This window comes from Pseudomonas laurylsulfativorans, assembly GCF_002906155.1.
GTDB classification, from domain to species: domain Bacteria; phylum Pseudomonadota; class Gammaproteobacteria; order Pseudomonadales; family Pseudomonadaceae; genus Aquipseudomonas; species Aquipseudomonas laurylsulfativorans.
The window spans coordinates 148,800-167,476 of sequence record NZ_MUJK01000006.1 but is presented as its reverse complement, the minus strand read 5'-3'; the positions used below and the strand labels follow the sequence as shown (position 1 = coordinate 167,476).

17 protein-coding genes are annotated in these 18,677 nt (G+C 60.3%); 8 read left to right on the top strand and 9 right to left on the bottom strand.

Going from position 1 to position 18,677, the window contains the following annotated elements; all coding sequences use genetic code 11:
- Positions 1 to 117: 117 nt before the first annotated feature.
- The 4 genes from B0D71_RS19900 (at position 118) to B0D71_RS19885 (ending at position 5,219) form a co-directional block, all read left to right on the top strand.
- Positions 118 to 1,683 carry an MBOAT family O-acyltransferase gene (locus B0D71_RS19900; protein ID WP_103396272.1) on the top strand — a complete coding sequence of 522 codons (1,566 nt, stop codon included), beginning with the start codon at positions 118 to 120 and terminating at the stop codon, positions 1,681 to 1,683.
- 11 nt (positions 1,684 to 1,694) lie between these two features.
- Positions 1,695 to 2,870 (top strand): alginate O-acetyltransferase, encoded by a 1,176-nt coding sequence (locus B0D71_RS19895; protein ID WP_103396271.1) that lies wholly within the window; start codon positions 1,695 to 1,697, stop codon positions 2,868 to 2,870.
- 15 nt (positions 2,871 to 2,885) lie between these two features.
- The gene (locus tag B0D71_RS19890; RefSeq protein WP_103396270.1) at positions 2,886 to 3,542 is read left to right on the top strand and encodes an alginate O-acetyltransferase AlgF; all 657 of its coding nucleotides are present in this window, start codon (positions 2,886 to 2,888) and stop codon (positions 3,540 to 3,542) included.
- 225 nt (positions 3,543 to 3,767) lie between these two features.
- Positions 3,768 to 5,219, top strand: coding sequence for a mannose-1-phosphate guanylyltransferase/mannose-6-phosphate isomerase (locus B0D71_RS19885; protein WP_103396269.1), 1,452 nt, complete (start codon positions 3,768 to 3,770; stop codon positions 5,217 to 5,219).
- 89 nt (positions 5,220 to 5,308) lie between these two features.
- On the opposite strand, the gene B0D71_RS19880 is transcribed toward B0D71_RS19885, so the two are convergent.
- Complete coding sequence (locus B0D71_RS19880; protein WP_240635719.1) at positions 5,309 to 8,041, bottom strand: RHS repeat domain-containing protein; 2,733 nt, start codon at positions 8,039 to 8,041, stop codon at positions 5,309 to 5,311.
- 173 nt (positions 8,042 to 8,214) lie between these two features.
- On the opposite strand from B0D71_RS19880, the gene B0D71_RS19875 reads away from it, so the two are divergent.
- The 3 genes from B0D71_RS19875 to B0D71_RS19865 all read left to right on the top strand — a co-directional run bounded on the left by B0D71_RS19875 (position 8,215) and on the right by B0D71_RS19865 (position 10,081).
- Entirely contained in the window at positions 8,215 to 8,679 is a 465-nt protein-coding gene (locus B0D71_RS19875) for a multidrug transporter (protein ID WP_103396268.1), read from the top strand.
- 34 nt (positions 8,680 to 8,713) lie between these two features.
- Entirely contained in the window at positions 8,714 to 9,538 is an 825-nt protein-coding gene (locus B0D71_RS19870; RefSeq protein WP_103396267.1) for an SDR family oxidoreductase, read from the top strand.
- Positions 9,539 to 9,682: 144 nt separating this feature from the next.
- Positions 9,683 to 10,081: a DUF4440 domain-containing protein gene (locus tag B0D71_RS19865; protein ID WP_103396266.1), complete on the top strand. Its 399-nt coding sequence runs from the start codon at positions 9,683 to 9,685 to the stop codon at positions 10,079 to 10,081.
- Positions 10,082 to 10,229: 148 nt separating this feature from the next.
- Here the strand turns inward: B0D71_RS19865 and B0D71_RS19860 are convergent, their stop codons facing one another.
- The 4 genes from B0D71_RS19860 to B0D71_RS19845 all read right to left on the bottom strand — a co-directional run bounded on the left by B0D71_RS19860 (position 10,230) and on the right by B0D71_RS19845 (position 15,150).
- Positions 10,230 to 11,093, bottom strand: coding sequence for an efflux RND transporter periplasmic adaptor subunit (locus B0D71_RS19860; protein ID WP_103396265.1), 864 nt, complete (start codon positions 11,091 to 11,093; stop codon positions 10,230 to 10,232).
- A gap of 24 nt (positions 11,094 to 11,117) precedes the next feature.
- Positions 11,118 to 11,318 carry a DUF1656 domain-containing protein gene (locus B0D71_RS19855; protein ID WP_007896379.1) on the bottom strand — a complete coding sequence of 67 codons (201 nt, stop codon included), beginning with the start codon at positions 11,316 to 11,318 and terminating at the stop codon, positions 11,118 to 11,120.
- The gene (locus B0D71_RS19850; RefSeq protein ID WP_103396264.1) at positions 11,308 to 13,512 is read right to left on the bottom strand and encodes an FUSC family protein; all 2,205 of its coding nucleotides are present in this window, start codon (positions 13,510 to 13,512) and stop codon (positions 11,308 to 11,310) included. Before B0D71_RS19850 ends, B0D71_RS19855 begins: the two co-directional genes overlap by 11 nt.
- A 138-nt stretch (positions 13,513 to 13,650) precedes the next feature.
- Positions 13,651 to 15,150, bottom strand: a complete 1,500-nt coding sequence (locus tag B0D71_RS19845; RefSeq protein ID WP_103396263.1) for an efflux transporter outer membrane subunit — start codon at positions 15,148 to 15,150, stop codon at positions 13,651 to 13,653.
- Between the two features lie 274 nt (positions 15,151 to 15,424).
- On the opposite strand from B0D71_RS19845, the gene B0D71_RS19840 reads away from it, so the two are divergent.
- Positions 15,425 to 16,393, top strand: a complete 969-nt coding sequence (locus tag B0D71_RS19840; RefSeq protein WP_007972623.1) for a LysR family transcriptional regulator — start codon at positions 15,425 to 15,427, stop codon at positions 16,391 to 16,393.
- Between the two features lie 281 nt (positions 16,394 to 16,674).
- On the opposite strand, the gene B0D71_RS32115 is transcribed toward B0D71_RS19840, so the two are convergent.
- The 4 genes from B0D71_RS32115 to B0D71_RS19825 form a co-directional block, all read right to left on the bottom strand.
- Positions 16,675 to 16,797 carry a hypothetical protein gene (locus B0D71_RS32115; RefSeq protein WP_276310359.1) on the bottom strand — a complete coding sequence of 41 codons (123 nt, stop codon included), beginning with the start codon at positions 16,795 to 16,797 and terminating at the stop codon, positions 16,675 to 16,677.
- 61 nt (positions 16,798 to 16,858) lie between these two features.
- A complete protein-coding gene (locus B0D71_RS19835; protein WP_103396262.1) occupies positions 16,859 to 17,659 on the bottom strand; it encodes a hypothetical protein in 801 nt (266 codons plus the stop codon).
- A gap of 29 nt (positions 17,660 to 17,688) precedes the next feature.
- Positions 17,689 to 17,877, bottom strand: a complete 189-nt coding sequence (locus tag B0D71_RS19830) for a hypothetical protein (protein ID WP_103396261.1) — start codon at positions 17,875 to 17,877, stop codon at positions 17,689 to 17,691.
- Positions 17,874 to 18,650 carry a hypothetical protein gene (locus B0D71_RS19825; RefSeq protein ID WP_103396396.1) on the bottom strand — a complete coding sequence of 259 codons (777 nt, stop codon included), beginning with the start codon at positions 18,648 to 18,650 and terminating at the stop codon, positions 17,874 to 17,876. The genes B0D71_RS19830 and B0D71_RS19825 overlap by 4 nt, the downstream gene beginning before the upstream one ends.
- Positions 18,651 to 18,677 lie beyond the last annotated feature (27 nt).

Sequence of the window (18,677 nt, the reverse complement as noted above, 5' to 3'; positions counted from 1 at the left end):
CAGCTCCTACAGGGGCGGTGTCGAAAGTGAGTTTTATGAGTTGCCCCCCGGATTTCTGTGGGGGGTTTGGGGGGGCCGTTGGCCCTTGACTGTTGGTTCAAACAAGGAGAGATCGGGATGGTTTTTTCGTCCAACGTATTCCTGTTTTTGTTCTTGCCGATCTTTCTCGGCTTGTACTACCTGAGCGGGCAACGCTATCGCAATTTGCTGCTGCTGATCGCCAGCTACGTGTTCTACGCCTGGTGGCGTGTGGACTTCCTCGCACTGTTCGCGGCAGTCACGCTGTGGAACTACTGGATCGGCCTGAAAGTCGGTGCCGCCGGGGTCAGGACCAAACCGGCACAGCGCTGGCTGCTGCTCGGCGTGGCCGTCGACCTGTGCATCCTCGGCTACTTCAAGTACGCCAACTTCGGCGTCGACAGCATCAACGCGATGATGACGTCGGTGGGTCTTTCGCCGTTCATCCTGACCCACGTGCTGCTGCCGATCGGGATCTCGTTCTACATCTTCGAGTCCATCAGCTACATCATCGACGTCTACCGTGGTGACACCCCGGCGACCCGCAACCTGATCGACTTCGCGGCGTTCGTGGCGATCTTCCCGCACCTGATCGCCGGCCCCGTGTTGCGTTTCCGCGACCTGGCCGACCAGTTCAACAACCGCACCCACACCCTCGACAAATTCTCCGAGGGCTGCACGCGGTTCATGCAGGGTTTCATCAAGAAAGTCTTCATCGCCGACACCCTGGCGGTGGTGGCCGACCATTGCTTCGCCCTGCAAAACCCGACCACGGGCGATGCCTGGCTCGGCGCGCTGGCCTACACCGCGCAGCTGTATTTCGACTTCTCCGGTTACAGCGACATGGCCATCGGCCTGGGCCTGATGATGGGTTTCCGCTTCATGGAAAACTTCAAGCAGCCGTACATCAGCCAGTCGATCACCGAGTTCTGGCGTCGCTGGCACATCAGCCTGTCGACCTGGTTGCGCGACTATCTGTACATCACGCTGGGCGGTAACCGCAAAGGCACGCTGACGACCTATCGCAACCTGTTCCTGACCATGCTGCTCGGTGGTCTGTGGCACGGCGCGAACATCACTTACATCGTCTGGGGCGCCTGGCACGGCATGTGGCTGGCGATTGAAAAAGCCATCGGCCTGAACACCTCGCCACGCAGTTTCAACCCGATCCGCTGGGCGATGACGTTCCTGCTGGTGGTGATGGGCTGGGTGATCTTCCGCGCGGAAAACCTGCACGTCGCCGGTCGCATGTACGGCGCGATGTTCAGCTTCAGCGACTGGTCGCTGTCGGAACTCAACCAGGCCAGCCTCACCGGCCTGCAAGTGGCAACGCTGATCGTGGCCTACGTGACCCTGGCGTTCTTCGGTCTGCGCGATTTCTACAGCAATCAGCCACCGGTCAAGACCAAGCCTGCTGTGAACGTCGACGCCGACGGCCCGGCCGCTGCGACCTCGGGAACGATCAAGGCCGTGCCTGGGGATAACCCGGTGAGCATCCATCAGCCTGGCTACACCGTCGGCGTCGAAGCCCAGGTGCAACCGGCCTACTGGACTGCCAGCTGGTCGCGTTACGTGATGCGTGCGCTGGTACTGCTGCTGTTCATCGCCTCGATTCTCAAACTTTCGGCGCAAAGCTTCTCGCCGTTCCTTTACTTCCAGTTCTGAGGGATCTGACCATGACCCGCTCATTACGTATCTTCTACATCGCGCTGTTCCTGGTGACCCTGCTGGTGCTCGGTCTGTGGTCGGTGCGCAGCTTCTTCGGCTTCAGCACCAACGCCGATGCGACGGTGCTCAACGGTCGCTGGACCAAGGCCGTGGAAACCCACTACGACGACGAGTTCCCGATCAAGCGCCTGGGCACCAACCTCTGGGCCGCGCTGGATTTCAAACTGTTCAACGAAGGTCGCCCGGGCGTGGTGCTCGGTCGCGACCAGTGGTTGTACAGCGATGAAGAATTCCACCCGGTGGTCAACGAAGAGCTGAACCTGCAAGGCAACTACGCGCTGGTCGAAGGCGTGCGCCAGACCCTGAAAGAGAAAGGTGTGCAACTGGTAATGGCGGTGGTGCCGGCCAAGGTGCGCCTGTACCCGGAACACCTCGGTGAGGTGAAGCCGGCGAGCATCCACGCCAACCTCTACAAGGACTTCCACCAGCGCCTGGCCGCTGACCGGATTCCGGCCCCTGACCTGCTCGGCCCACTGCAACTGGCCAAGCAGAATGGCCAGCAAGTGTTCCTGCGCACCGATACCCACTGGACCCCGGAAGGCGCCGAGATCGCCGCCAACCGTCTGGCCAAAACCATTGCCGACAAGTACCCGCTGAGCGGCGAGCCGCAGCGCTTCGTCACTGAACCTGCGGAAACCGTCACGCACAAGGGCGACCTGCGTCTGTTCCTGCCACTGGACCCGTTGTTCGAAAACCTGATGCCCAAGGCAGAACCCTTGCAGAAGCGCAATACGGTCGCGGCTGAAGATCAGCCCGCCGGCGGCGACGCCCTGTTCGCCAACACCGAAGTGCCAGTGGCCCTGATCGGCACAAGCTACAGCGCCAACCCCAGCTGGAATTTTGTGGGCGCGCTCAAGCAGGCGCTGCACAGCGACGTGGTCAATTACGCCGAAGACGGCCACGGCCCGATTCTGCCGATGCTCAGTTACCTGAAAAGCGATGCCTTCAAGAACAGCCCGCCACAGGTGCTGATCTGGGAGTTCCCTGAACGATATCTGCCTGTGAACAACGAAATCGGTGACGCCGACCCGCAGTGGGTCGCAGAGCTTAAACAAGCCGGCGCCCGCCAACAAAACGTAGCCATCAACAACAAATCCGAGACGCCCGACCGGGCGCAAAACTGAAAGAGAGGTACTTCCATGACTTTCACTACTACGTATCAAAGTCTCGCCAAGACCTTTGCCCTCGTTGCGGGCATGAGCGTGCTGTCGGTACAGGCCTTCGCCGCCGGCGACGCCGCCCTGTACGGCCCGACCGCACCGAAAGGCTCGACCTTCGTGCGCATCTACAACGCCAGCAACGCCGAAGTCAGCGCCACCGTTGGCAGCACCAACCTGAGCGATGTCGCGCCACTGTCGAGCAGTGACTTCAGCTTCATGCCGGGCGGCGACTACAGCGCCAAGGTGGGTAGCCAGAGCCTGCCGGTGAAACTGGCCGGCGATCACTATTACACCCTGGTCAACAACGCCAGCGGCGCACCGCAACTGATCGAAGAGCCACCGTTCAAGAACAAGCAGAAGTCCCTGGTACGCGTGCAGAACCTGAGCGACAAGGCGCTGACCCTGAAGACCGCCGATGGTAAGACCGACGTGGTGCCGAACGTTGCGCCCAAGGGTCGTGGCGAGCGTGAAATCAACCCGGTGAAGGTCAGCCTGGCGCTCTATGACGGCACCACCAAAGTCGGCGACGTGAAACCGGTCGCCCTGGAACGCGGTGAAGCCGCGGTGCTGTACGTCACCGGCAACGGCAGCAGCCTGTCGCCGGTCTGGGTGAAACGCCCCGTGTCGACGCGCTAACAAATTTTCCGGACTGCCCCATGTCCCCCTGTAGGAGCGAGCTTGCTCGCGAAAAACGCAAGGGCAACGCGTTTACCCAGACAGCGCGCGTTTTCGTTGACGTACATCGCGAGCAAGCTCGCTCCTACAAGGGATCGAGTAGTCAGTTCGGACACGGAACAAAAACAAGAGTGAAACGACAGAACGTTCGTGGCTCTAACCAATCGATTTTCAAGGAGTAACAACATGATTCCGGTGATCTTGTCAGGTGGTAGTGGCTCACGTCTTTGGCCGCTTTCCCGCAAACAATTCCCCAAGCAGTTCCTGGCCCTGACCGGCGAACACACCCTGTTCCAGCAAACCCTGGAACGCTTGGTGTTCGAAGGCATGGACACGCCAATCGTGGTCTGCAACAAGGACCATCGCTTTATCGTCAACGAGCAGTTGAGTGCACGCAAACTGGAAACCCAGCGCATCCTGATGGAGCCGTTCGGTCGCAACACCGCGCCGGCCGTGGCCCTGACCGCGATGATGCTGGTCAATGAAGGTCGCGACGAGCTGATGCTGGTGCTGCCGGCCGACCACGTGCTGGAGGACCAGAAGGCCCTGCAACGCGCCCTGGCCCTGGCCACAGTCGCTGCCGAGAACGGTGAAATGGTGCTGTTCGGCGTGCCGGCTACCAAGCCGGAAACCGGTTATGGCTACATCAAGTCGACCAACGACTCACTGCTGCCGGAAGGCGTCAGCCGCGTCTCGCACTTCGTGGAAAAGCCCGACGTGAAGCGCGCCACCGAGTTCGTCCAGTCCGGCGGTTACTTCTGGAACAGCGGCATGTTCCTGTTCCGCGCCAGCCGCTTCTTGGAAGAGCTGAAAAAACACGATCCGGACATCTACGACACCTGCATGCTGACCCTGGAACGCAGCCATCAGGATGCCGACACCATCAGCTTCGACGAAGCCACCTTCGCCTGCTGCCCGGACAACTCCATCGACTACTCGGTGATGGAAAAAACCCAACGCGCCTGCGTCGTCCCGCTGACGGCTGGCTGGAGCGATGTCGGCTGCTGGTCGTCGCTGTGGGAAGTCAATGCAAAAGACGCCAACGGCAACGTCACCAAAGGCGACGTGGTGATCCAGGACAGCAAAAACTGCATGATCCACGGCAACGGCAAACTGGTGTCGGTGATCGGCCTGGAAAACATCGTCGTAGTCGAAACCAAGGACGCCATGATGATCGCCCACAAGGACAAGGTCCAAGGCGTGAAGCAGATGGTCAACACCCTCAACGAACAGGGCCGCACTGAAACCCAGAACCACTGCGAGGTCTACCGTCCGTGGGGCTCCTACGATTCGGTGGACATGGGCGGCCGTTTCCAGGTCAAGCACATCTCGGTCAAGCCGGGCGCGTGCCTTTCGCTGCAGATGCACCACCACCGCGCCGAACACTGGATCGTGGTCAGCGGCACCGCCGAAGTGACCTGTGATGAAAACGTGTTCCTGCTGACCGAGAACCAGTCGACCTACATTCCGATCGCTTCGGTGCATCGCCTGCGCAACCCGGGGAAGATTCCGCTGGAAATCATCGAGGTGCAGTCGGGGAGTTACCTGGGTGAGGACGATATCGAGCGGTTTGAGGATATCTATGGGCGGTCGACGCCGGTTGAGCGTGGGGTTTCGGTGAAGACTATCGCGCAGTAAGCGATGGGTAAAAACAGCCCCCATTCAGTCCACTGCGTCCCTATTCGCAGTGGACTGGATGGTTTTCATCCACCAAATTCATCCATATTTCAGATCATGTTCAGTGACAGGTTACTAGACGCTGCCGAAGACCTTGCCTTGCTCGCGTTTACATAATCTTTGAGAGGGATCCACGCCCCTTTATGGCGGATCTCTACCGCGTCATGCGGCACATCACCGCCCATATAAAATGTTTCATACTCTCCCTGCCCCAAATAACCCAAAACATTAATTAAACTCGGAACCCTAATTTTTTTATCACGCACCAACCGCTCTGACTCCTCAGAAACAATTCCCGCCATAGTTTTAAAGCCTGCTGATACCGAACTTTTTCCAGTATCAACCCTGACCAACACACTCCCTTCTCGCGTCGAAAAACGTTTGGCCACATTCAGGTGGGGAGTGAAAGACAACACCTTCCCTGAAAGCCCAGCCTGCATTCCACTGTGCTGAATAAGCTGAACCAGAAACTCATCTCCACCAGCGTCCACAGCGCCACTTGCCCTTATCAAACCAGTCGCACTGATTGCAGTATGGTGATGACTGCGATAGAGGTACCCGCCCACCTCCACATTTTGACTCGCGATATTTTTATTAACGGAATCTTTGAAACTATTGAATTTTTCGAAAGTTGAGACTTGCCCCTCTCTTTGAGCAAGAGCAAATATTGCACGTTCGAACACAGGAGCACTTTCCCCAGGAGCATTCGACTTTTTCGACCCTGGACCAGTTGCGCCTTCAGATGGTGTAACCATTTCCTTTAATCGACGATATGACTTTCTCAACCGCTCAAAAAAACCGGATGGAGCCAGTCCCAGAATGTCGACATCCTTTAATGGCGAATTTCTTAGCATTCGGTATAAATTAGAATCAACAACAATTCCTGCTGGATCCGGGTTCAACCAGCGCTGCCACCCCGCCACGTAATACCTGAACCCGTAGTAATACAGCCCCGTCGCATCCCGCTCTTTCCCCGAATAACGCACTGTTCGGTAACTCGCCTCCACCTCCCCGCATCCGGCGAACCACGCGGTGGTGCCGAACGGGTGATAACGCTCCTGGCTGATCACTTCGCCGTCCTTATCAAGCTCCAGGGTGCAGGAGTCCAGATGATCATTCAGGTGGTAGCGCAATTGATCATTGCTCATGCCGTTTGGCGGCTCGGACTCCCAGTGCAATACCCGCACACTGCTGCGCCCGGCGCGGACGCTGATCACTTGCAACACTTCGCCAGTGCCGCTGTGGTGGCGCAGCTCCAGGTTCGGCAGATAACGGGTTTCAGCGATCAGCGTCCGGGCATTGGTGCGGGTCTCACGAATTTTTCGTAGGCGCATTCCGTCGGCACCGTAGACGTAGCTTTCACGATCATTGAGCCCCGAATCACGCTCCACCGGCCGCACTTCGCGTAGCTGGTTGCGCAGGTCCCAGGCCAAGACCTGCCCCCGTTGCAGGTTCAGCAGGTTGCCGTTTCTGTCGAAGCCTCGGCGCAAGTCGTCCTCATCCGGTTCCATCCCTTCCAGCACCGACAGGCAACGGTTGCTGTGTGCCGCTGCAATCAGTCGATGACCATGGCTTTGCGGACCTTCGTGGGTCAACTCCAGCAGATTGCCACCCGCATCGTAGCGATAGGTCTGGCGGAAATTGGCGCGTGGCGCGGGGTCGTCGAAACTCGAAAACTGTGGGCCTTTATTGGCGCCACCCGCTTCCCAACCGGTGGCTTCGATCAGTTGCGAAAGGCTGTCGTAGCAATAGCGACTGACCGGTTCGATACGCTGGTTGCCAAAGTAGCGAATCGGCTGCGCGGCATCTTCGATACTCAGCACATTGCCCACCGGATCGTATTCATAGCGCAGGTCTTGTAGCGCTGCGTTGCCGCGCTGGGCCTGGAGGCGGGTCAGGCGCCCGTTCTGCGCGTCGTACTCCAGCGTGGTGGTCACTCCATTGCCGGCCACTTCCCGTTCGGTCTGGCCATGGGCGTTGTAGACGATGGCGCTGAGCAGTGTTTTCGCTGTTGTTTCGCCGTTGAGTTGCAGGCCAACCTCGCGTAACTGGCCATCGAGGGTTTGATGGAAGAACTGGCAGTGACCTTTGGCATCGGTTTGCTTGACGACGTCACCCGCCGCGTTGACCAGTGAACGAGTCGTGGCGCCCTCGCCCGGCTCCAGCATCTGATCGCGATCTGCTATCGATTCGGGCCAGTCCGGCAGCGTCAGGTCGATCAAAAAATGCCGCGTCTGCTCCAGCACCGCGCCGTGCAGGCCGAAGTCGGTAAACCGCTGCGTGCCCGCCGAATCATCGTGGCGAATCAATTGGCCGCATTGGTTGTGCTCCGCATGTGCCTGATCGCTCAGGCCATAGCCCAAGCGCTCCGCGCACACCGCGTCGCCGTCCCCTGCCTGCTCGAACACCGACACCGGGCGCAACTGAGCGTCGTATTGCATCCAGCGCTGAGAGCCTCGGCCATCCCAGGCATGAACCGATTGCCCCGCCTCACCCAACAACACAACACGCCACCCGGCATCGACGCTATCCGTACTCAACACCGCGCCAGACAGGGCATAAACCGTTTGCAAACTGGCCGGTGCCGACGCGTCCAGAAACAGCCGTGGATCCCACTGCGCAATCGCGCGCCCCGCCCAATCATGGGCCGTGCGGTTGACCCGTGCCTGAGGGGGCACGCCGTTAATGTCACGCCAGTAACCCACGGCGCGTACGGGTAACCCACGAGGGTCACTTGCCGTCAGGCTGGGGGTATGGCGGTGAATTGAAAGGGTTGCTTGCACTGTAGCCGCTCCGGAATCACTCCCCTCATCTAAGCCTGTCTAGCAAATGCCCGGCTACTGTCAGAACTTACAGATCAGACAGACGGCCTTTGACGTCATGACCACACCCCGCCCATCGCCAACCCTACCTGCGCTTAGGTAGGATGAGCCTCTCTACTCCCGAGATTTACGTCATGTTCATCGGCGTCCTGCTGGTCATCACTTGGCTGATACTGTTGCTGCGCTATCCGGCCAAGGCCTTGCCCGTTTCCATGGCCGCCGCCGTGGGGCTGGGCCTGGTCGCCACTTGGGTCATCTGGATGGACCACCGCGAACTCAAGCAGCTGCAACGCCTGGAATTACGCATCAGCTATGCGCCGCAACACTGCCCAGCCGACCGTCCGTTGAAACTGACGATGAACAACGGCAATGACGTGCCGCTGACGGAACTGCGCTGGCGGGTCGCGGCGTATGCACCGGGCGACACGGTGAACCTGGCCGACAATCAATACACCGCCCCGCGTTATCGTGGCCCCGGCGAATTGCAGGCCGGTGGCAACTGGGAAGACTGTTTGCCGCTGCCGCCATTGCGCCCCGGCTACCGTCCGGAAACCCTGGAGTTTCGCGCCGAGCGATTGCAGGGTAGTTTTTCCGACTGATCCCTCCCCCCATTGTTTGCACAAGGAATGCGCCATGCCCGTTGCGTTGATTACCGGTTGTTCCAGCGGCATCGGCCGCGCCCTTGCCGATGCGTTCAAGGTCGCCGGTTATGAAGTCTGGGCCAGTGCCCGCAAGGCCGAAGATGTCGCGGCACTCACCGACGCGGGCTTCACTGCCGTACAACTGGATGTCAACGATGCCGCCGCGCTGGAATCCTTGGGCGAGCGAATCAACCAGCAGACTGGCGGCCTCGACGTGCTGATCAACAACGCGGGTTATGGCGCCATGGGGCCGTTGCTCGACGGCGGCGTACCGGCCATGCAGCGCCAGTTCGAAACCAATGTGTTCGCCATCGTCGGCGTCACCCGCGCCCTGTTCCCGGTACTGCGCCGGGCCAAGGGGCTGGTGGTGAATATCGGTAGTGTGTCCGGTGTTCTGGTCACGCCATTCGCCGGTGCTTACTGCGCCTCGAAAGCCGCCGTGCATGCCTTGAGCGATGCCTTGCGCATGGAACTGGCGCCGTTCGGTGTGCGGGTCATGGAAGTACAGCCGGGGGCCATCGCTTCCAGCTTTGCCAAGAATGCCGGCCACGAAGCCGAGCAACTGATCAGTGAGCAATCGCCCTGGTTCCCGCTGCGCGAAGGCATACGCGCACGGGCCAGGGCATCCCAGGACAAACCGACCCCGGCCAGTGAGTTTGCCGCCGGGTTGCTCAAGGCTGTGCAGCAGGACAAGCCACCGCGACTGATACGTCTGGGCAATGGCAGTCGCGCGTTGCCGCTGTTGGCCGGGTTGCTACCGAAAAGCTTATTGGAAGCCGGGTTGATGAAGCGTTTCGGGTTGCGTGGGCAGCTATGAGAACGAGTCGACTCCATCGCGAGCAAGCTCGCTCCCACAGGTTCCGTGTTAACCGCTGACTGTGTGGACAACTCCAATCCCTTGTGGGAGCGAGCCTGCTCGCGAAGGCGTCTGAACAGACACCACAGAATTTCAGGAAACAATATGACCGACTACACCGAATACTTCGACGAAGTGATCCAGGCCCACGTGGCCATCGAACAATGGCTGGCCGAGGAACGCGATGCGTGTGAACTCGAAAAACTGCTGACCCGTTTTTCGCCACAGTTCTCCATGGTCTCGCCCCTGGGTCGAGTGCTGGATTTTGACGCATTGAGCGAACTGTTCACGCTGGCGGGCGGCAAGAAGCTCGGGTTCCGCATCGAGCTCAGCGAGTTGCGTGGCATTGCGCTGTACGATGGTGGCGCCACCGTGAGTTACCGCGAGCAACAGACCGATGCGACCGGGCTGCACTCGGACCGCCGCTCGACCGTGGTGTTCGAAAAGCAAGCAGATGGGCGGGTGATCTGGCGGCATTTGCATGAGACGTTTTGCAAGGGCTGACGCATGCGCTTTTGTGGCGAGGGAGCTTGCTCCCGTTCGGCTGCGCAGCAGTCGTTAAACCGATGAGTGTGGTGTGCCTGAAATGACCTGATGGCAGGTTTTGGGGCCGCTTCGCGACCCAACGGGGGCAAGCCCCCTCGCCACAGGGTTACTCACCCGTCGCTGACTTCACCACCACCGTACAAGTAATCCCCGCCGCCAACACCACCCCCTCCGGCACTTCATCGATGTGAATGCGCACCGGCACCCGCTGCGCCAGGCGCACCCAGTTAAAGGTCGGGTTTACATCGGCGATCAATTCGCGGCTCTCAGGGTTGTCACGATCGTAAATACCGCGCGAGATACTTTCCACATGGCCCTTGAGCACTTCGCCGCTCATCAGTTGCATGTCGGCCTTATCACCGACGCGCACATGGGGCAGCTTGGTTTCTTCGAAGAAGCCGTAGACCCAGAACGAGTTCATGTCGACCACGGCCATTTTCGCCTCGCCGATGCGCGCGTAGTCGCCGCGATGCACGTTGAGGTTGGTCACGTAGCCGTCCACCGCCGCGCGCACTTGCGTGCGTTTCAGATTGAGCTCGGCGGCTTCCAGTTGTGCCTGGGCCTGCTGGTAGTCGGCCAGGGCCGAGTCAGCGAGGTTGCTGGCGTCGTCGCGGTTTTCCCGGGAGATCACCAGGTTGTCCATGTCCGCGCGACGATGGGCGTTGACCTTGCGCATCTCCCAGGTCGCCTTGCGCGAGGCCACCAGGCTTTGTGCCTGCTTCACCGCGAGACGGTAGTGCTCGGGGTCGATCTGCATCAGCAAATCACCCTTCTTCACCAGTTGGTTATCACGCACCGGCACGTCCACCACTTCGCCGGTGACGTCGGCGGCGACGTTGATGATGTCGGCGCGCACGCGGCCGTCGCGGGTCCATGGCGTGTTCATGTAGTGCTCCCACAAGGAGCGGCCGATCCACAGCGCGAGGGCCAGCACCAGCAAGGTCGCGAGCAGACTGAAAAACTTTTTCATCGGGGCATTCTCAGTGATTGAGAGTCAACGGTAGACAGTCAGCGCCAACGCGCCGAACAGACAGGTAAACAGGCTCAGGCGCAACAACGCCGGGTGCCAGAAAAAACGGTACAGGTCGAACCCGGACAGGAACCGGTCCAGTGCCCAGGCAAGCGCTGCCGCGATGAAAAACATCAGGGTCATGGTCGGCATGTACACGCCGTGGAAGGCGATTTCACGAGGCATGTTCAAGTCCTTGTGGCTTGGCGCTGGCACTCGCATTGATGTAGCCGGCGAGCGGTGATTGCGGATCGAGCAGAGAGGTGCGGATGAAGTGCAGGTAGCTCTTCACCCGACGCAATGCCGAGGTGTCGAAGTGCGGGGCGAAGGGTTCGTCGGTGGACTGCACACGGCTGATCGCGTGATCGACGGCGACCAGCGCGCGTTCGAGATTGCTGCTGTTCGGTTGCAGGAACAGCCGCACCAGCGCACGCCCCATCACCCGGATCGCCTGGCGCCATGGCTGGGATTCGGCATAGGCCGGATGCACCGGCAAAATCGCCTGCTCCTTGCGCAATTCGATGATCGCGTGGCCGACTTCCAGCACCACGAACATCCAGCGCAGCAAGTCCCGCTGCACCTGCGGTTGGCCTGCCGCGAAGCCATAAGCCTGATGCACCAGATCGCGGGTACGGCTTTCGAAACTCGAGGCCAGGCCCTTGAGCTTGCCGCTGATGGCGTACACCACCTGACCACGCAAGTCCTGCTCCAGTCGGCGCCACAGCCATCGGCTGTTGGGCGGCAGAATGATCGCACCGGCCGCTGCACACACCAGCATGCCCATCACCATGGCGATGTAGTCGTTGATGAAGGTGTAGGGGTTGTAGACCGTGAGGTTGTCCGGCACTGAACCGGTGCTGAAGAAGATCAGCAAACCCAGGCCGACGCCGACGTATTGCGGCCGCGATGTCAGGAACGAACCCAGCACGATCACCGGTGCAAGCATCACGCACAGCAACGGGAATCCGTCGATCCACGGAAAAATGAAAAACATCTCGACGAAGCCGATCAGCGCCCCGAGCAGCGTCCCGCACGCCATCTGAAAGGCCATGCGTTTCGGGTTCGGGGTGGCGGCGGACAGGCCCACGGTCGCGGCGGCAATCAGGGTCATGGTGGCACCGCTCGGCCAGGCGGTTGCCACCCAGTAGCTGCCCAACACCACCAGGATGAACGACGCGCGAATGCCCGACGCCGCCGCGGCCATCCAGTTGGTTTGCGGGGTGAACGGCTCATCCCAGCGCTCCCGCTCGTGACTGTGATCGGCCAGGGACGCATGGGTCTGCGCATAACCGTGCAGGTCGTCGACGAAGCGATAAAGCAGCTCGTAGGCCGTGTGGAAATCCAGTTGTTCGGCATCGCTCGGATTGCTCTGCTGGAACGTCGCCCGCAGGCTGCGTACCCGCGCCGGCAAGCCTTCCTTGTAGGCGCTCAGCACCGCGACCAGGCGCGCCGCATCGGCGCTGGTCAGGGCGCGACCGCTGAAGCCGTCGAGCAACTCGGCGAGGTCCTGCAGTCCCGGTTTGATCGCGGCTACAACCTGGTCCGCCGCGCTGCTGCGCAGGCGTTCAAGCAGCTGATGCAAGGCATTGAAACGCGTGGTGATGCCCATGAACTCGCTGTTCAGGCGACTGAGCCGGCCATTGCGCCGGCGCATGTGCGGGTCTTCAAAAACAGTAACGCTGCGCAAGCCTTCCAGGCCCACGGCTTCGGCGATGAAACGCACGTTGCCAGCCTCGAACGCCTCGCGCTGACTGCGACCGCGCAGGCCGTCGGTGACGAACAGGGCGAACACGCCGAAGCGCTGATACAAGGCATTGCGCATCGCCGCACTCGCCGATTGCGGCAGGATGGCGACGCTGACCACGGTCGAACAGAGAATGCCCAAGGAGATTTCCAGCACCCGCCAGACCGCCGCCATGAAGGCGCCATCCGGATGGGCCAGCGCGGGCAAGCCGACCATCGCGGCGGTGTAGCCGGCGAGTACGAAACCGTAGGCGCGGAAGTTGCGGCAGCGGGCGGCACCGGCGGTGCAGATACCGACCCATATCGCCAGCGAACCGAGGAACAGTTCAGTGTTCTGCGCAAACAGGGCGATCAGCGCGACCATCACCGCCGACCCGGCCAGGGTGCCGAGAAATCGATAGAAACTCTTGGCGAACACCTGGCCGCTCTGCGGCTGCATGACGATGAACACGGTGATCATCGCCGTGCGCGGTTGCGGCAGCTCCAGGCGCATGGCCAGCCATAGCGTCAGGAACGCGGCGAACAGCACCTTGAAGATATAGACCCAGGTCACGCCGTCGCTGCGTGCCCAGTCGAAGAAACCCCGGCGCCATTCCAGGGAGTAAAGCCATCGCAAAGGGGCGGGCAAGAGAGTCATCTATTCCTGCTCAATAATTTCCAGTGAAAACCGCAACCTGTGGGAGCGAGCCTGCTCGCGAAGAGGGAGTGTCAGGCAGCATAAATGTCGTCTGAAACATCGCCTTCGCGAGCAGGCTCGCTCCCACAGGTTTTGTGTTCAACGCAAAAGGCTCGGGGTTTTCGGCGCCTGGGTCTGGCTGTCCTTCGGCACGTCATTACCGGCCCCGAGGCCACCGCCGAGCGCCGTGACCAGTTCGGCATGGGCGCTCAAGCGCGCCGCCTGAACCTGCTGCTGCACTTGCTGCTGCTTGAACAACAGAGTCTGCGCGTTGAGCACATTGAGGTAGTCGGTCAGCCCGCGCTGGTAGGCGATCATCGCGATGTCGTAGGTCTTCTGTGCAGTAGCCACCGACTCGGCGGCGAAAGCCTGCTGCTTGTCCATGGACTCGCGGCGGATCAACTGGTCGGAGATATTTTTCAGGGCATTGACCAGCGTCTGGTTGTACTTGGCCACGGCGATGTCATACCCGGCCGAGGCTTCGCCCAACTCCCCACGCAAACGTCCACCATCGAAGATTGGCAACGAAATCGCCGGCCCCACGCTGTAGTTGAGTTTCTTGCCAGTCAGGAACTCCAGAGCCCCACCGCCGGTCGCCATGTAGCCGAGGCTGCCGACCAGATCGACGTTCGGATAGAAACCGGCATGGGCAACATCAATGCCCCGCGCCTGCGCCGCCACTTGCCAGCGGCTGGCAACCACGTCCGGGCGTTGGCCGAGCAATTGCGCTGGCAACGAGGACGGCAGTTTCAGCGGCGCACCCAGCGACAGGGTTGGCCGCTGCAACTGCGCGCCCTCCCCCGGGCCCTTGCCGGCGAGGGCTACGAGTTGATTCCGGCTCAAGGCGATTTCTTCGTCGAGGGCGTCGATCTGGCGATGGGTTTCCGGCAGCGGCGTCTCGGCCTGGCTGACTTCGAAATGGGTGCCGATGCCCCCGCTCAGGCGTTTTTGCGCCAGCTCGAGAATCTGCTGTTGCTGCTTCAAGGTCGCTTTAACGATGTCCCGCTGGGCGTACTGCAACGACAGCTCGATGTAGACCCGTACGATGTTGTCCTGCAATTCGAGCTGGGCCTGACGCGCTTCGGCGACGGTCATGTGCGCCATGTCCACGGCGCGTTCGGTGGCATTGCTTTCGCGCCCCCAGAGGTCCAGGGCATAACTGAAACCCAGCGCCGCGTTGTTGTCCCAAGTGGTGCTATTGGCCAGCTCGCCGGGGCCGTAGAACTGGTCGGTCGGCCAGTTGTGGCGCTTGAGGGTCGTATCCCCATTGATCTGCAGCGACTCGGCCGCTTCGGCGACACCGGCCATGGACCTGGCCTGACGTACCCGGGCGGCGGCCATGGCCAGGCTCGGGCTGCCTTGCAGGGCGAGGTCGATCCAGCGATTCAGTTGCGGGTCGCCATAGGCTTGCCACCATTGCGCGATGGGCCAGTTCGCATCTTGCGAGGCGCTCTGGATCGCTTCGTCGGTGGCCAATGAATTGGCCTCCAGCGCCTTGCCCTGTGGGGCAATACCTCCGGTTCCGATGCAGCCGCTGATTGCCAGGGTTAAAGCCAAAACACTGAGCGGCTGAAGCGCTCTGCTGATGCGACGCGGCACTGCTGCGATTTCCTGAAATAGGGGGAAACAAGGAGATCTTGTAGGAGCCAGCTTGCTGGCGATACCGACACCTCGGTGCGTCTGGGTGAGCGCAGCGATGCCATCGCCAGCAAGCCGGCTCCTACTGTCCATGCAATTCTATGGGTGGGCTTTGATGGCGATAAGCTGGGATTCTTGTGAATCTTTGTTACCGTTAACGAGATAATCCGTAAGTCGGGGGTCTCAGTCCCTGAAACTTCGTGTCACAATTTGCCATCGCACCCGAGAGCACCCCATGGACACTTTGCAAAACATGCGCGCCTTCAGTTACGTGGCCGAGGCTGGCAGCTTCACCGCCGCTGCCGTGCAACTGGACACCACCACGGCCAACGTCTCGCGCGCGGTCTCCAACCTGGAAGCCCACCTGCAAACCCGCCTGCTCAACCGAACGACCCGCCGCATCGCCCTGACCGAAGCCGGCAAGCGCTATCTGTTGCGCTGCGAACAGATCCTGGCCTACGTCGAAGAAGCCGAAGCCGAGGCCAGCGACGCCCACGCGCGCCCGGCCGGACAACTGAAAGTGCACACCATGACCGGCATCGGCCAGCACTTCGTGATCGACGCCATCGCCCGCTACCGCAAGACCCACCCGGACGTGACCTTCGACCTGACCATGGCCAACCGCGTGCCGGACCTGCTCGACGAAGGCTACGACGTGTCCATCGTCCTGGCCCGCGAACTGCCGGACTCGGGCTTCGTCTCCCAGCGCCTGGGCATCACCTACAGCATCGTTTGCGCCTCGCCGGCCTACGTCAAAGCCAACGGCTGCGCACAAAAACCCAGCGACCTGCTCAACCACGCCTGCCTGCGCCTGGTCAGCCCGGTGATCCCCCTGGAAAAATGGGCCTTCGACGGTCCTGACGGCCAGGAAATGGTCACCATCAACAGCTCACCGTTCCTGGTGAACTCCGCCGACGCGATGAAATCCGCGATCATCAGCGGCATGGGCGTTGGCGTGCTGCCGCTGTACGCCGCGATAGAGGGCCTGCGTAATGGCACGCTGGTGCGCGTCATGCCCAAGTACCGCTCGCAGGAGCTGAACCTGTATGCGATCTACCCTTCGCGCCAGTACCTGGATGCGAAGATCAAGACGTGGGTGGAATACCTGCGCGGGTCGTTGCCTGAATTGCTGGCGGCGCATCAGGCGGAATTGGCGGCATATGAATTGAGTGGGAGTCTGGGTGGGGTTCGGGTGGCGAATTGATGATCTCTGGGCTTATGGATGGATTCTTTGTGGGAGCGAGCTTGCTCGCGATGGCGTCAGCACATCCAACATCTATGTAAGCGGGTAAGCCGCCTTCGCGGGCAAGCCCGCTCCCACAGAGTTGTGTGTGTGTGTTCCAGGAGACTTAGACCTTGGCCGCCATCGCAGTCACTTCCACACGCATGCCTTCCACCACCAGGGACGCCACGCTACCGCAGCACGGTCGGCCATGTCGGTGGGGTAGATGGTCAGGTGCAAGCTTCCGTCGGCGCGGGCCGGGCTCAACAGTGGGTTCTTTCGTAGCAGGCGCTCGGGTCGGCCACGGCGTCGAAGCGTTGCAACGCCTCGGTACCGCCATTGGCCTGTTGCGCCACCCGCAGGGTTTCGCCTAGACGACTTTGCAAGCCGAGGAACACCCGATTACGTGCCAGTTCGAAGGGGTGTGCAGGGCAGGAAAAATGAAGCTCACTGTTTGCTCTCCGCTGCCTGACGGATCGCTTGTAACTTTCGGAAATCTGGCCTTGAGCGGCCATCCGTTACGACGCTGCCATCGGGATAGGTGAAGCTGGTGTGATTGCCTTTCTTCTTCACCTTTGGCTGCACAGAGGTGACCAGGAAGCCGGAATGCAGGACGGGCTCGAAATACACCTGCCGGGCTTGCAAGGCCTGATACATCACATAAATATCACCCTCACCCTCACCCTCACCCTCACCCTCACCCTCCAAGCTGATCTGTTTTCTGTAGCCTCCAAGAAAGGCTTCACTCAACCACAGGTAATAGTCCTTCCTGATCGTCAAATCGCCATCCACTTTGATAGGTAGTCCAGAACTTCTGGAGGGCCGGTTGTGGTCAAACATCACCACCACTCCCCCGCCCGCGCCGTAAGTCACGTTCTCGCCAAAGCGGGCGGGATTGCCATACGCGACACCAAACATCACATTGCTCAGATGCCACTGACACGCACCGCCACTATCGATCGGCAGCCTGGCCTGGTAAAGATCACTCGCCCCCAGACGTTGCAATTGCACGTCAATACCGTGATAACCCTCCAACTCGATGCGCTCGCCGCTTGCCCCATGGGTGATGTGCTTGCACACCGCCGAGCGGTACATCACTTCCAGGGTTTCCGTTTCGAGTTCCTGGGGTACTTTCACCGTGATGGTCATCTGTTCGCTATCCGCTGGTGGCGCCAAGCTTCGATCCTTGGCGCAACCGCTAAGGCTGACGCACAGAGTGAGTATCGCGATGGGCATTTTCTTGATCATGGTCGGATCCTTGGCGGCGCGGGCCGGGCTCAACAGTGGACTCTTTCGTAGCAGGCTTCCGGGTCGGCCACGGCGTCGAAGCGTTGCAACGCTTCGGCGCCGCCATCGGCCTGTTGCGTCACCCGCAAGGTGTCGCCGAGACGACTTTGCAAGTCGGGAAACACCCGGTTGCGTGCCAGTTCGAAGGGGGTGCGCAGGGCAGGAAAAACGAGGTTCACTGTTTGCTCTCCGCTGCCTGGCGAATCGCTTGTAATTTGCGGAAATTCGGTCCCCAGCGACCATCCGGTTCGACACTGCCATCGGGATAAGTGATGACAGTGTGGTTACCTTCTTTTTTTATCTTTGGCCCGGCCGAATAAACTACAAAGTCAGGGTGCAAGATGGGTTCGAAATACACCTGCCGGGCTTGCAGGGCCTGATACATCAAGTAAATATCGCCATCACTTGTTAAGTTGACAGTTTTTTTATAGGGACCTAAAAACTCCTCATCAACCCAAAGGTAATAGTCCTTCTTGATCGTCAAATCGCCATCTACTTTGATAGGTAACCCGGAACTTCTGGAGGGTCGATTGCGGTCAAACATCACCACCACTCCCCCGCCTGCGCCGTAAGTCACGTTCTCGCCAAAGCGGGTGGGATTGCCATAGACGACACCAAACATCACATTGCTCAGATGCCACTGACACGCGCCGCCGCCATCGATCGGCAGCTTTGCCTGGTAGAGATCACTTGCCCCCAGACGTTGCAATTGCACGTCAATGCCGTGATAACCCTCCAACTCGATGCGCTCGCCGCTCGCCCCATGGGTGATGTTTTTGCACACTGCCGAGCGATACATCACCTCCAGGGTTTCCGTTTCGAGTTCATGGGGTACTTTCACCGTGATGGTCATCTGTTCGCTATCCGCTGGTGGCGCCAAGCTTCGATCCTTGGCGCAACCGCTAAGGCTGACGCACAGAGTGAGTATCGCGATGGGCATTTTCTTGATCATGGTCGGATCCTTGGCGGCGCGGGCCGG

What these genes read in the sequence shown, in the direction of transcription:
- B0D71_RS19875 (WP_103396268.1), top strand. Translation starts at nt 8,215, where the DNA reads ATGTTCATCGGCGTCCTGCTGGTCATCACTTGGCTGATACTGTTGCTG.
- B0D71_RS19895 (WP_103396271.1), top strand. Translation starts at nt 1,695, where the DNA reads ATGACCCGCTCATTACGTATCTTCTACATCGCGCTGTTCCTGGTGACC.
- B0D71_RS19890 (WP_103396270.1), top strand. Translation starts at nt 2,886, where the DNA reads ATGACTTTCACTACTACGTATCAAAGTCTCGCCAAGACCTTTGCCCTC.
- B0D71_RS19850 (WP_103396264.1), bottom strand. Translation starts at nt 13,512, where the DNA reads ATGACTCTCTTGCCCGCCCCTTTGCGATGGCTTTACTCCCTGGAATGG.
- B0D71_RS19870 (WP_103396267.1), top strand. Translation starts at nt 8,714, where the DNA reads ATGCCCGTTGCGTTGATTACCGGTTGTTCCAGCGGCATCGGCCGCGCC.
- B0D71_RS19835 (WP_103396262.1), bottom strand. Translation starts at nt 17,659, where the DNA reads ATGATCAAGAAAATGCCCATCGCGATACTCACTCTGTGCGTCAGCCTT.
- B0D71_RS19840 (WP_007972623.1), top strand. Translation starts at nt 15,425, where the DNA reads ATGGACACTTTGCAAAACATGCGCGCCTTCAGTTACGTGGCCGAGGCT.
- B0D71_RS19825 (WP_103396396.1), bottom strand. Translation starts at nt 18,650, where the DNA reads ATGATCAAGAAAATGCCCATCGCGATACTCACTCTGTGCGTCAGCCTT.
- B0D71_RS19855 (WP_007896379.1), bottom strand. Translation starts at nt 11,318, where the DNA reads ATGCCTCGTGAAATCGCCTTCCACGGCGTGTACATGCCGACCATGACC.
- B0D71_RS19860 (WP_103396265.1), bottom strand. Translation starts at nt 11,093, where the DNA reads ATGAAAAAGTTTTTCAGTCTGCTCGCGACCTTGCTGGTGCTGGCCCTC.
- B0D71_RS19885 (WP_103396269.1), top strand. Translation starts at nt 3,768, where the DNA reads ATGATTCCGGTGATCTTGTCAGGTGGTAGTGGCTCACGTCTTTGGCCG.
- B0D71_RS19900 (WP_103396272.1), top strand. Translation starts at nt 118, where the DNA reads ATGGTTTTTTCGTCCAACGTATTCCTGTTTTTGTTCTTGCCGATCTTT.
- B0D71_RS19865 (WP_103396266.1), top strand. Translation starts at nt 9,683, where the DNA reads ATGACCGACTACACCGAATACTTCGACGAAGTGATCCAGGCCCACGTG.